Raw genomic sequence first — 13,567 nt, 5'->3', positions numbered from 1 at the left:
AAGAACTTTGACTAACACGGTAACGAAACCAATTAGTGCTGAAGAGTTTTAGTAGATTAGTATAAGAAGTGCTATTGATCTAATGAACTAAGAATTAGTTTTTTACTTTAAAAGAATAGGAATTAGTATGATTTAGTATAGTTTTAAGTGCTATTAATAAGACTTACACTACAAACAACAACAATTGATGTTTGTAGTCTAAGTTTGCATAAAGCGACCAAATTACTTCAGTGACTTAGCGTTATGATTGAAGTATAAATTGGCGTAAAAGTGAAGTGAAAGGATACAAAAAGTGACCATGTCAGTCTGTAGCTCCACACAACCTGGTAGTGTTCAATTTTCTATGTCATTTCGATAAGTTAAGAAACAAAAAGAGAAATGACTCATGACTACAAAAAAATGGACGATGCCCATTCAAAACTCGCGCCAAGCGATGAGTCGCTTTATTATCGAGTTTGAAAACCGCCTCGGAAAACATATTAACTACCTAGCAGTTACACAGAATCTGTTACAGGATCTATTATTCTTAAAAACCTATTTCAATTACCATATACTTTTTACTACATCAAAGCATTTAGTCACAAAACTCGTCGAGATCGGATTTATGACTGCACTCTTAATAATAATTGCTTCTAAAATATTCTTTTAACAATCGCCGAACCTTCTGTAACTGTCATTTTAAAATCAAAACTTTGGAGACCGTATTGGTCACCCCAGTCATCCACATTAGACCTTGCTAGCTCATAACCAGCTGGATCTAACCAAATTACTACATCACCTTTATAGAGGGGCAATACATTATATTCACCGCTTGAGCCATCGCTACCAGTTATTTCAGCAGGATATTTTGGCATTTTTTTTCTGCGAATCTTTCTCTCGACAAGACCTTTTCTCCAGTTAAGAAAAAGCTTCGGGTCAATCCTATCTTCTGGCTCGATATCATAATAATTATTTTCTAACCATTCATCAAAATCCACTTTCATTTCGAAAGCTTCAGAGCGTGTTTTTGCAACCCCCTGGGCTAGTGAAAATGCTACGAATGGTTCATGTGTACCCCACCTAAGCAGCTCCCGTACCCAGAAAGCGAACCAAGGCAATTCCGTTGTCTCTTTCCAGTCTTCAAGACTAGGGACGACCAATTCACCACCAACTCCATCAGACCAAGCTCGCGCGACACTAGCACCAACAGCCACACCTAATTTAAATTCCAAATTTTCAGAAACAAACCTCTGCCATTCACGAAGTTCATCTGGCTCAGGAGTGGCGGAATCAGGAATATTAATCCACCATTTCAATACATCACTCCAATTTTCCAGGACCTCCCGTGCAGCATCTGATTGGCCCACAGAAAACCCAAAACCTTGCTCATATCTTATTATTTCTGCTAATTTCTCAAAAAGGTCAAACCTATCATCAGCAGCTAAAGTTCCATACTCCTCAGAGTCAATCAAGATCTCTTTAATATCATTGAAAACAGTATCAAACCTTCTACCCATAAAAGGTGTAAAGCCATACTGGTACAACCTTTTCCGTTCATCCTCGTCTGAGTAAACTTCTTCTACTATAGCTATACCTCTTTTAATAAAAGCACGCTCCATCCAATTCTCTTGCAATACAGCATAAGTCGAAAATGTTTTTCCCCACAAGGCCTTAAGACATTCTTCAATATCGCTACTTTCAAAACTCTCGTGACCTACACTAAACTCTTCAGCCGCACTTAATAAAACACCGTCAAGCTCGTCTAAAGTATCAGCAAGAACTGCCAATGATGATTCGTCTCCCATGGCAGCGGTATCTGATACATCACCCGGAGAGCTCCTTTCTAACCAGACCAAAAAATCTTCATGATCTTTCACCAAACCATGCTCTAAAGCTTTTGTGTAAATTGAATTCATAAGCAATGACAAAGGACTGTTAACTCTTTCGAGATCTTCGTCTTCCTCAAGCCTTTCGATTAAATATTCATAATCAGACTGGAATTGCCTTACCTGTTTCTGCTGAGTACTTTTCATACTTTTAGCAGTCGTAGAAGGAGCTTGCGGAATTGCTATGAGTGTCAGGCCTTCCATAGATTTAGCCGCACCTGGCCTACCAGCTCGACCGGAAAGATTTCTAAACTCAGAAGTAGATAATGGAAGTATAATTGTTTCTTTTTCATTTCGGTCGTATGATTGCCTTCTTAGTTGAGGCAAAAAAATGATATCGAACGGGAGATTTACTCCCTCGGTCAAAGTTGCTGTCGCGATAGTTATAGAACAAATTCCATGCTCAATCAAATTTGTCATCAACAGACGTAACCGTTGGGGCATTTGGCCATGACTTGTAGCAATACCAACTCGTAATAAAGTCGCCTCATATGAATCTTCACCACAATAATCGAGGCAAGTATCAAGGGCCTCATTGTAGTCCCTTTGAAGAATTGGGTCTTCTGGTAACATAAGTTTTACCAGGTTCGTCCACTCAGGCAGAACCAGTGCCTCACAATACCACTTCATGGTCCTTTGAGGAGCTTGAGTTAGGGAAATTAAAACTCGCTTTCCACTCTGACGAAAATGCATTGAAGTCCAAAGAATTTCTAATTGATTATAGCGATTTAAACTATTTCTCATTGCCGCGGGTAGCTGTGGCATGGGGTCAATTCTAATATTAAGATAAGGAGAGTTATTTCGGCCGGCAACAACTAACGGAGCACCATTCATTAGATCAATATTAATCTTTGGTGCTGACCCAGCGCGTGTTTCGAAGACACCTACTAACTGCCGAGTACTCCTATAGTTTAACCCAACTGGTTGCGCCTCTTTATCAAGCTCAATCCATCTTGATACTGGAGCAGCTGCACCACCGGCTACAGCAGTCAAAGCTAATCGCGCTATTTCAGGGGCTTGTACTAAAACACGAGAAACAAAGCTTTCCAAGCGAAGTGATCTGTCCTCATGCTTCGCAAACTTCTTCATTGTATATTCCGGGTCATCAGGAACTACCTGATGCGCCTCATCAAGAATTAGAAGTTTTAAACGTGCAACTATTAACGGTCCTAAGTACCTCATCAATGCTTCAGCTTTTTCAACAGTTGCAATAAGGACTGTAGGACGTTCTGCTTCTAGCCAGTAATCTGTTATTCCCCAGTCATTACCACCATAAAGACCTGTTATAACAAACTCACTGCCCATTTCTCGGGTTAACTTTCTCTCAACCTCGCTAGCTAAGGCCCTTGAAGGTACCAAATAAATTGCTAACGGCCCCATTGAAGGGTCGCTATCAACCAACAATAACTCCTTAATTAAAGCTAAATTAGCTACAAGCGTCTTACCTGAACCTGTAGGTGTACATAGAGCAAAAGATGATTGCTCTATTAAGCGCTCTACACCTGCAAGCTGGGAAGCCCACAAAATACCTCGACCATTGTGATATTGCGCTCTCGCCAACCTTTTTAAAGTGTCACTTTTCTTCGGGGATATTTCTGACAACCTTTCGACTGAATTGTATATAGTTGCCTTACTAAAATTTACCGCGACTTCGCATAACATCGAAATTAAGAGTGAAATATCGCTCCCCAGAGCTCTGTTACCCATTCGGCGCATTGCATCAAGCTTTTTCAACCCAACATTTAAACGAAGCTTGTCATTGACTCTTAAAGAATGTGAAATTAAACCTATAGTACGTACCAGCTCCACAGATATGTACCAAGAAAAAGCATCCTCTTCGTTTTCACTTAAAAGATTAGATGTCGCGCCTCTCTGTGTTAACTCAGATGAACTTTTCCAAAATGTGCTTACTGAGCCTATTACACCATCAAAATCACCTTGTAAAAAATGAGCGTATAAGCTCCATCCAGCACCCTCAGAAGTAACTTGCCTCAATAGTCCTGACGACATGGCTGGTAATCCACTAAGCTGATATGCAGCCCCTGCAAGTAGGCTTACTGGAACGTTTATATTTATCTCGTCACCGGATCTAGCCAACCACTCTAATAACTCAGCTGCTCTCTTATAGCTTCTAAAAGAGTCAAGTGAATTATCACCTTCTACCTCTCTGAATATGTCTGCAACATGTAGCAAATTATAGGCATGGTTTAGTAGTTTCAATGACTCACCTTCTCGCCATTTAATTACTTCTACTTCCCATGAAGTTTGAAGACAGCGAACGAACGACCTAGCTTGAAAAGGGGTTAACTCTCCTTTCTTTGCTAATTTATCACTAACAGATCTTGCAACTTCTAATCGTTTCGCATCTAAACGCGGCATAATTATTATTCCTCAACCCAGAGAGAAGCATACAAATCTGTGATTAACCGTTCACCATTCCTTAAAACAACTTCAGCAACTTGGAGATCATTACCTGCAAGATACTCCTTTGGAACCTCTTTAGATTCAATATGGCACTCTCCTTTCCTTCGCTTCTTACTTGCCTCCCCAACAATAAGAACCAGATCTGTTTTCGGTACAGTGATGGAATCAAAAGCTGAAAGCAACTTATCCATTGAAACAATAGTTTCGGCAAAACCCTCAGGATCAATTTCTTTTAATGCTATTTGAAGCTCCCTTAGACCATTTGGCGGATTTACTTCTTTATTTAACTCGGCCCACACACCTTTACCTTCTTCTCTCTCCTCTTTCCCTTTTTTCTTTGGCCCTAGCATTACATTATCGACAGCACTTTGGTTTAATTTCTTTCTCCATTTCGCCTCACCTGAAATTAAGCGAGCCACTTCCCCATTATCAACAATAGACACACCAATAAAATCTGTTCCTAAACGCCCTATAGTTTGACGCTTCTGATTTGGGTCTCTAACCAATGTGTATAGATATTTCTTAGCATCATCATGAAACCTAAATAAGAAAACAGGAACATTCCAATCATGATGACCAACAAAATCGTATCCTTCAGCTAACAAACCAGCCAAAACTTCACCAAAAAAGCCTTTCAATGTAGTAAGGTGCAATGACGTAGGATAACTAATAGCAGCTTGTTGCTCATCATCTGGGTGAAGGCTTATCCCCATAAAATCATGAAATACATTTCTTGCATCAAGATGCGCCGACTCAAAATATAACTTTAACGCAGAAAGTAACTTGTCATCGGCATCCTTTATTTGCTCCATTAATAAATGGCCATAACCTTTGCTAAAACTGGAGTTCTGCTCCAGCCACTCATCCAAACTGGGCGGAGGGCAATCATGAAGTGACACTAAACTTTCTTCCATACTTATTGTTTTGACATAAAAATTTTGTTGAGGCATTGAGTATGAGTAGCAATAAATCCAGAGTTCATCTTAGCTCTATAGCGAATATCGTGCCCATCCGTAAAACAGTTCAACAGGACCTTTCTAAAGTGGTAAACTAAGTCTTCTTATGAGATCATTTCTACTTTCATACCTACCTTTTTAACACCGTTCATGAAAAAATGCGATTATATTCTTCTACTGTAAAGTTTTGATTTTAATATCCTTGCATGTACTGCTCGAATCCTATCACTCATTTTCCCTACAACTTGAAAAACCCTATTAATAGGCGATAGAAATTAATAAATCAAACCTTTGCATTCAATTTTAAACATCAAAAAGCCCCGGTAAATTCTGGGGCTTTTTAGTTGGCCTCTGCCTTTTCGGCAGGTGTATGTCATACGATGTGGTTGTTTACTTCCAGACCTAATTTCAGCTACCTACTCGGCAGACAAGTATTATTCACGTTCCTTACTTAAATCTAACCAATCTCCAACTACCTATACGGTAGAGCGCTCCTGTTCAGATTCGAGTTGCTCAATTAGTTGATTTCCAGCTACCTATACGGCAGGTCACAACACCACGCTAAACTGGCGACGAATTTGTTTGATTTCCAGCTGCCTATTCGGCAGGTCACTATTAAAGTTAGCTTAAAACTCTATAAATTCCATACTATTAAACCTACTTTTAGCAAATAACCTTTGTTTTACTCTCTGCTCTTAACTCTTTGATATACAGCACTCCAAAAGCTATCGATATCTAAAAGGCTAGTAGCGGAACACTACCTTCGTACTCGTTGTTTGTTGCAAAACCATAGCTGTTATAGGTGCTTTGTATTGAGTCTGTTGGCTCTAACCTTAGATGCAGTACAAAGTCGTTTTGATTGCTTTTGCTGGCGATGGGTATTTTATGAAATGCACTAATTTCTGTGTCGGTTGGCACGTACTGTGGAATGTATTCTTCACCACGTGCTTCAGCTCTGCGTTTTGCGCGTGCCATTCGGCGGCGTTTTTCACCCATAGATAACTTACCTAAGCTTTGATCGCGGATAATCTGTACTTCAGGGACATCGACTGGTACTGGCTTTATGGCCGATATTTCAAACAGCTTGTCGTGGGCCATCATTTCAAAGTAGTTTTGCTGACTTAGGTTTTTAAGTGCGGTTTTATCTTCACTCACAAAAGCTATCTGATTGCCTAAGTGTTTGTCGGTCCATTTAGGAAAGCTTACGCCAATGTGGTTGCAGCTTCGTCTGTTCATAAAACCGTGCAATATGCCAATGCAGCGGCCTGCTAATAAGGTCACATCACAATTTTCTGGCAGGTAAGTAATGGTGAAATATGCTCTGCTCATTCTTTGGTCCTTTGGAATAACCCGCCTTTGATTAAAACTGCTGCTATGTAGTGAATATGGCTGGCTTGCTCTTGGTTTTTTAGCCCGTTTTGCTCCATTTCTTTTACGTATAGCGCGACTTTTTGTAGTAGTGAATAAAAGTCTAAACGGTTGCTTGGTGCGCGTCTGGCTATCACGTTTTTGTAGTCTGCCCCGTATTCGTGAATTCTTAACCGCTTGTTTGCGTCTTCATCGTACCAGTCATCAATCATTTGAATGGCAGCCCCTACCTTTTGAGAATGAAAACAGGCTGCGTCTTTACCCGCTACTTGGGTATAAGCGTAAGTTCTTGCTACGTCATCGTTTTCTGCGAATGATTGGCTTGGGTAAATCTCTTGCCCAAAGTAGGTGTCGAGCTTGGCGGTTACTTCTAAAAAGCAAAAACTATATGGGTCTTCTAGCCCTGTTTGGATCACTTCTGTGAGTGTATGCAGTGCATCTTCAGCCTCGCGCCATTTGCCATCCCAGCGTAAACGGTTGGCTTTGCTAATGCTGATAGGTTCAAACCCTTCGCCAATTATCTCTAAATCTACATTGGGTGATGTTTTGTTTCGCCATAGCCACTCGCACATGAGGATATTTTTGGCATAGCGCTTTGCCAACTCCCCAAAGCCACCGTGTTGCTTATAGGTGCTCATAAACCGCGTTAGCCAGTAACTTACTTTTGGCTCACCACATACGTTAGGTTCTAGGCTGTTTGCTTCTACTCTGAGTGAAAACCGGCAATAGAGTTGTTGCACGGTGGGCGGCACATAACAAAGCTCTATGGTGTGCGGATTACCAAAGGCTAAGTCTTGCGGAGCAAGTTCTTTGGGTGTGACTTCATTTTTATAGGCTTCGGCGAAGCCTGACTTTTGACCTCGGATCTTTTGCCGTTCAATTTGTAGTGGTTCAAAATCGCTTTCAGTCGTTTTATAAAAAAACACCGCCTTACCTGGGGAGAGCGAGCGGGTATATGAGAGCTGGCGCGGGAGTTTCATTAGTCGTACTCAAACTTGGCTTTTTTCATAAGCATAGATGCTTTTTTGCAATGCATGGCCCAAAACCCATGATTAAAAAAATGCCGAACGCCAGATAGCCGAACCGTGACCGCATCTACACATTCAAGCAACCCAATAACAGGCTCAACATAGCAATGTAACTGGGTGATTGAGCCTTGCCTTGGTTTTGGTTCTTCAAGAGCTAAGTAACCCAGTGCAGCTGGCCGCATAGTAGGTCGCAGCGTTAACTGCTCAGCCAGTTCCTCAAAACTGCTTACCTCGATCGAGGTTGGATAAAGCCACGAACCACCTTTAGGTAACGAGCGGATGCGCTCAAACAATGCCAGTGGTTTTGCATAGACTTGGCACCAATCAACTTGATCATATAACGATGGCGGATGGAGCGTGCCACCCGCATAGCGCGATGGAAATGCCGCTTTCAGCAGGTTTTCAGACAAGTCGTTGGCAACAGCTTGATTGTTGGTTTGCACCCTAAACACCAAGTCAAAACATATATCGCACTTAGGTATTTGCATAATTGCTGAACGAAGCGGCACACGCTTTTGACCGTCTTTTTTGAGTTTGTTGGGCTCTGGCAACTGCTTGTTGTTGTGCAATTGATACGAGCGAATATACACAGCCACACCAATCACATGTACGCCACTGCCTAACAGCTTTTGCAGCTTGCGTTGAAATTGATGCCCCAAACCTTCAAGCGCGGTGATTGACGGCATACCCATTAAGTAAGCATTCGGCATTGCCTCGGCGTTGTAGACTCGCAAATTCTGACAATGCACGTACTGAATATGCTCCGCCTCAAGCTCGTCCTCTTGGTTATTTTGATGCGATAGCACATAACTAAGTTGCGCTTTTAAGATAGGCATTAGTTCTGGGTGATAAGCGTAACTCTTTAAGTATTTAAGCCCATTCATTTGCCTGTTTAACTCTTGGCTTAAAACAAGCTCTAACTGCTTGTATTCTTGCGTAGCTAAAAGCTTTACTGGCTCTGGACCAGAGTCATTTATCGCTCCACTTTGCGCTAGTTTGATAAGCTTTTCTAACCATCCGTGAAGCGCTGTTCTTAACGTCTTTGTTGCAGCAATACGTGCCAAGCGCTTTTGCCTCAGCGTATTAAACGGCTTAGACTTTGATAGCACCAGCAAAGCCTCACTTACTGTTTTACTATTTAATGCCGCCACATTAAAAAGCCGTTGCTCGCCTTGGCTGTAGTAGTCGTTAACGGTTGTCACACAGTAAGTTTTGGCAAAGTATTTAAGCACGTTCACTCTACCACCCAATGCGCTTGGCAGCTCTCCCACATTTGCAGGTCGATTGTGTTCAATGATCCCGCGTTTAAGCAAACCGCTGCGCGTTGCCATTTGCAGCGCAGCTAAAACGGCATGACTTACAACGGGCGATACACTCAGGTAGTCATGTTCAATTGGAATGAGTAACTGAAGGGTGTAATTACTAATTTGCTCGGGCAGCTCTTCATGAGGGAGCTGCGCGGCTATTTGCTCACACACTGCAATCACATCTCTTTTTAGCAACCCTAGCTCTCTAAACTGCGCTACCCAAAAACCCTCTTGCTTTGCAAGCAGCTGCGCCAAACACATATATTCACCACGCCAAACAAAGCCAGTTAAAAACAACTTAGCATGATTAATTTTAGCGCTGTCGTGCGACCAGCCAAATTGCCTTGGATAACTGCTACTACTGACTACCCTAAGCCCATCATCAACCACTTGCGCCATTAGCCTTTGGTGGCTAACTCGAATATCGGGGTATTTTAAATTATGGGTGTGATACCACTTTACTTCATCAATACAGGTTTTAAGGTGTTGCTCATCGCGTAGCGCAGCTTTGGCACTACTCACACTCGCTAAATCTTTGATGTCTTTTCGCTTGTAGGTGAGGTTAATTAAAATCACCAGTGCTTGAGGTTCACTCCCTGTAATATCAACATGTTCAGAGTATGGTGCAAATGCGGCTCGTAGCGTTTGGGTAAGCTCTTTACTTGGCGTATTTTGTAGTAGTGTGTGCAGTTCCATTGATCACCATGGTGGTACAAATTGTTGTTGGTTATTAGGCATGTTCGGTGCAAAAGACTGCTGTAGTTCAATAACCTGCCTGAGGTAAAACACGTTATCGCTCGGCTTTAAAAACGTATTCTTTTTAGGTGGTTGAACTGCTGCTAAAAAGCCCTCTTCGTATAACCTAAACACTTGTTCGGTAATTGTGCCAAGAATTACTGCGGCATCGAGCATAGAGAGTAGTAGATCACCTAAGTTTGGGTGTTTTTTCTTAGGGTTTTGCTCTACAAGCTTGGTTAAAAATGCAATGATGGCCAACTGCACCGTGTTGTAGCCTTGCGAGCCAGCGCAGGCTAATTTGCTGTCTTTAAGCAAACTACCGAATACTTCATTAAATGGTGTGTGGTTAAACGGCCTAAGCTGTTTAACTTTCGCAAGTTCAGCGATGTTACTTAGTTCATCCGCAAAGCCACTGGGCCAGTTAGAAAAGAAGTTTACAAACAGCTCGCTAAAATCATGGTCATCACAGCTGATAGCTCGCCAATGACTAAACCAAGCCATAAGCCCAACGAGCTTTGCAACGGCGTTACCTGCAAGGGCATTTGCCAATTTCAAGTCTGCTTGGTTTGCTTTTGCAGCTGGCTTGATTACAGCACTACACTCACACTCTAAAAGCGCCTCAGACGCTCTGTAATCAATTTCAGCATCACATTGCCCACATATTCTAGTTAATTGCAGATTATGCTTATGACAGGCTTTATAGGCTCTTAAATGCCAAAGGTAAGGTATGTGCGCATCTTGCTTTAAACATTCGGTGCAAACAGGAATCCCAGACTTACGAAGCAACTGGCGAGGCACCAATAACCCACCACGAGAAACCGCCGTAATAGCACCAAACTGTGTATTACTACGGAGCCAACACAAGTTAAGCAGCTCAGACGCTTCAACCCCTGCTAACTGCGCGACCAACCGCAGCGCTCGAACCCGAAAATTACTCGATTGCGATGCTTTATACACATCAACCGATTGCAACTCATTTGGAAAAGCCCCTTCAAGCTCGTGATCTTGCGTTACCAACCAATCCCACAAAATATCGGCCATATCAGCAAAACCAAGATAACCATTGTCTTGTGACAAACGAAGCAAGTAGCTTTCAATGGTTTCATCTGGGTAAGGAGTTGTTTGAGAAAGGAATTGCATTTAAAACCTAAACTAAGGAAAACTTAGTTTAGGTTTAGCTGACGAAGCTTCATCAGTCAAAAAAGAAGAGAAAAAATAAAATCAGTAATCATAATCAATATTGTCATTGAACCCAATGGTTTCAACTGCCATTGCCGTCATTTGTAAAAGCTGCTTCATTCCTTGTCGTTTCTCACGGTCAGTCGTATTGATATCTATCATAGCCTCAAGAGTCGAGTAGTATGTTGGCTTAAACATATCCTCCGAACGCGCAAAAATATCAAAAAAAGCATTAATGTCATTTTGCTCAGCAAATAAACCAAAAGCTCCTTTCCAAAAGTCGAGGCCTAAATACTCCATGAACTGATAGTGATTTAATCTTCTTAAATGCTGCGCTACTAGACTTTCTTGAAACCTAAAATGCCCAAATGTTAACTCTTCCGTGGCAGTATTAAATTGTAAAATATCACAAGGCTCAATTAACTCTTCTAAGCAAGATTGGAGTGTTTTAGTATTGAGGTAATGATTCAACTCCTTTACTAAACCAGCTAAAGCCTGTTGAAACCTCAACTGCCTCGTTGAATGTACATGGAAAAGAAAAGCTAGCTTTTCAGCCACTAACATTAAGTTATCAGGTAAATTTTGTTGTCTGCTAATACCTTTAGCTTGATCATAAGTACCTGTTAGTAACTTAATGCGCTCTTCATAAATTTTACTTTCGCTTTGTGGTATGTTTATCCCGCTTTCAGCCAAATGACACACAATTGTGGCTAACAAAGGATTAGTAACTGTAGATTGAAGTGAACTACTTGACTCAACCTTTTTTATTAATTTATCCGCTATTTTCCGATCTGAACACCATGATCTAAAGAACTGATATAACTGTTCTTTCGTAAATGGTAAAAGGCTAATTCCTATAAATTCAATCTCATCTAAGTAGCTCATATTGGGTCTACTCGTAACTACTATTTGAAAACGAGAATAAACACTTGAGAAGGCTTTTATTGATTTGATGAGTACTGGTACTTCGCTATAAACTTCATCAAGTCCATCTAACAATAAAGGTGCCCTATCATTAAGAAATGTCTTTAGAATCTTAATATTCTCAACAGAAGAAATTACACCTTTGTACTCAAGAATTGCTTTTAACAATCCTTCAGCTAATTCTTCATCACTGAAATCTTTTTTAAGGTGTTTTTTTAATATATTTACGTTTTCTGCTAGTTCTATAAGAATACATTTCTTAGCCTGTAGTGTTTCACATTTGCTAGCATACAACTGCAATAAAGTGGTCTTTCCAAACCCAGCACCACCAAATATTGCAATGTTTTCACCAGAGTCGATAACTACTGACGGAGAGATCGAAATAGTACCTTCTCTTTCAGCAAGCCGTCTGTTTTCTGCAACCTGAGTGAAAGGGCTACCCTGGCCAAAAAGAACTTTTTGTATTAACCCGACTTTTTTCGCTTGAACAAGTAACTCTCGAACCTTAAAGTCATCTGTACCACCTTCATTAACCGATTCAAGCGCAGATTTATACTGCGAAATGGGATACGTCACTCTTTCTTCTATTATCTCTTTTGATATGGCAATTTTTATTTCAGGCTTGCTGACAGTCTTATGCTCAGTAGAAGCAACCTCATTGAACTTTTTGGCTATCAATGTACTAAGTTTAGGCGGCAAGTTCTTCGATGATGATTTCCGTAACAGCTCATCTATCTCGACGCTCCACAAATTATTCGCATTAGCAAAGTCGGAACGATTTAAAATACTTTGGATTTCATCCCGCGTCTCAGAATCAATTCTTTTTGAGTAGTAAGCATCATTACTTGCATCAAATATATCTTCTATTAATTCAGCTAACTCCTGCTGACTCTTTTTAAGGTCTTTCATCAAATCTTGATTTTCTGGAGATAGATAAAGCTGCTGTTGATTCAAATAAGCTTTGTAATAGGCTGAAAGGTTTTGTTCAGCAAGACTAAACCCTAACTTTTTTTCCATACAATCGTTAAAAGACTTAAAGTTCTCGAACGTTCCTTCTGTAAACGTCAAATCTCTTACTAGAAAATCCAAATTAGAGAGGAGCAATGAATTTTCTTTTCGCGAACCAAAAAAGAATTCAAGATCACACGCATAATCCGACAATGCTTGAGTTTTGTTTATAAAGAGAGCTTTTTTTAGAGCTGCATTCCCCTGTTCAGCTCTTGTATTGTCGGTAATAATGCATTCAATACCGTTTAGGTTCTTTATCAAATGTGGACAATGAGACATTAATAGCTTGATAATTTGAGGGCCTTCCAGAATATCAACCCCATGGCCTTGCGCAACTTGCTGTATCTCTTCCCTCAAACGGCTATTTAATTGCCCTGGTGTAGCTAATATTACTTTGTCAGGTCTTTTCCTACCGGCTTCAGGTATTTCCAATTCTCGATGTTTACACTGACTTAGTTGCAGTAGTAAATTGTTAATATCAACTTTTTCTTTTGTTCCTTTGTCAGAGTTTAGCTTTTTGGACTGTATTACTGTTAGCTCGTACTTACCAAATAAGTCATCTTTTTTAGCCGCTACAAGATCTACACCAAATTCATATGGCCCGCCATTAAAACTAACATATGTATATCCCAACGCTTTAAATATGGGCATCAAAATATCTTGTGTAAATGCATCTTCGCGAAGAGCATATAAGCTATCCAATAAGTTTTCCTGACTACTCATTTCCTCTAATCCCAACTTTTAAAACGAATATGAATTTAAGTTTTATG

At 40.7% G+C, this 13,567-nt stretch carries 7 protein-coding genes; all 7 read right to left on the bottom strand.

Going from position 1 to position 13,567, the window contains the following annotated elements; translation table 11 throughout:
* Nucleotides 1-632: 632 nt before the first annotated feature.
* The 7 genes from DRB05_RS08150 to DRB05_RS08120 all read right to left on the bottom strand — a co-directional run bounded on the left by DRB05_RS08150 (nucleotide 633) and on the right by DRB05_RS08120 (nucleotide 13,520).
* The gene (locus tag DRB05_RS08150) at nucleotides 633-4,244 is read right to left on the bottom strand and encodes a DEAD/DEAH box helicase (RefSeq protein ID WP_128726493.1); all 3,612 of its coding nucleotides are present in this window, start codon (nucleotides 4,242-4,244) and stop codon (nucleotides 633-635) included.
* A 5-nt stretch (nucleotides 4,245-4,249) separates the two neighbouring features.
* Nucleotides 4,250-5,239 carry a hypothetical protein gene (locus DRB05_RS08145; protein ID WP_205125729.1) on the bottom strand — a complete coding sequence of 330 codons (990 nt, stop codon included), beginning with the start codon at nucleotides 5,237-5,239 and terminating at the stop codon, nucleotides 4,250-4,252.
* Between the two features lie 741 nt (nucleotides 5,240-5,980).
* A complete protein-coding gene (cas6f, locus tag DRB05_RS08140; RefSeq protein WP_128726491.1) occupies nucleotides 5,981-6,574 on the bottom strand; it encodes a type I-F CRISPR-associated endoribonuclease Cas6/Csy4 in 594 nt (197 codons plus the stop codon).
* The gene (gene csy3, locus DRB05_RS08135) at nucleotides 6,571-7,593 is read right to left on the bottom strand and encodes a type I-F CRISPR-associated protein Csy3 (RefSeq protein WP_128726490.1); all 1,023 of its coding nucleotides are present in this window, start codon (nucleotides 7,591-7,593) and stop codon (nucleotides 6,571-6,573) included. Before csy3 ends, cas6f begins: the two co-directional genes overlap by 4 nt.
* The gene (locus tag DRB05_RS08130) at nucleotides 7,593-9,644 is read right to left on the bottom strand and encodes a type I-F CRISPR-associated protein Csy2 (RefSeq protein ID WP_128726489.1); all 2,052 of its coding nucleotides are present in this window, start codon (nucleotides 9,642-9,644) and stop codon (nucleotides 7,593-7,595) included. Before DRB05_RS08130 ends, csy3 begins: the two co-directional genes overlap by 1 nt.
* A gap of 3 nt (nucleotides 9,645-9,647) precedes the next feature.
* Nucleotides 9,648-10,826, bottom strand: coding sequence for a TniQ family protein (locus DRB05_RS08125; RefSeq protein WP_128726488.1), 1,179 nt, complete (start codon nucleotides 10,824-10,826; stop codon nucleotides 9,648-9,650).
* Nucleotides 10,827-10,907: 81 nt separating this feature from the next.
* Entirely contained in the window at nucleotides 10,908-13,520 is a 2,613-nt protein-coding gene (locus DRB05_RS08120; protein WP_128726487.1) for a restriction endonuclease, read from the bottom strand.
* Between the last annotated feature and the right edge of the window lie 47 nt (nucleotides 13,521-13,567).

It is taken from the genome of Pseudoalteromonas sp. A757 (assembly GCF_004103285.1).
Classification (GTDB): domain Bacteria; phylum Pseudomonadota; class Gammaproteobacteria; order Enterobacterales; family Alteromonadaceae; genus Pseudoalteromonas; species Pseudoalteromonas galatheae.
This window is presented reverse-complemented; position numbering and strand designations above follow the sequence as displayed.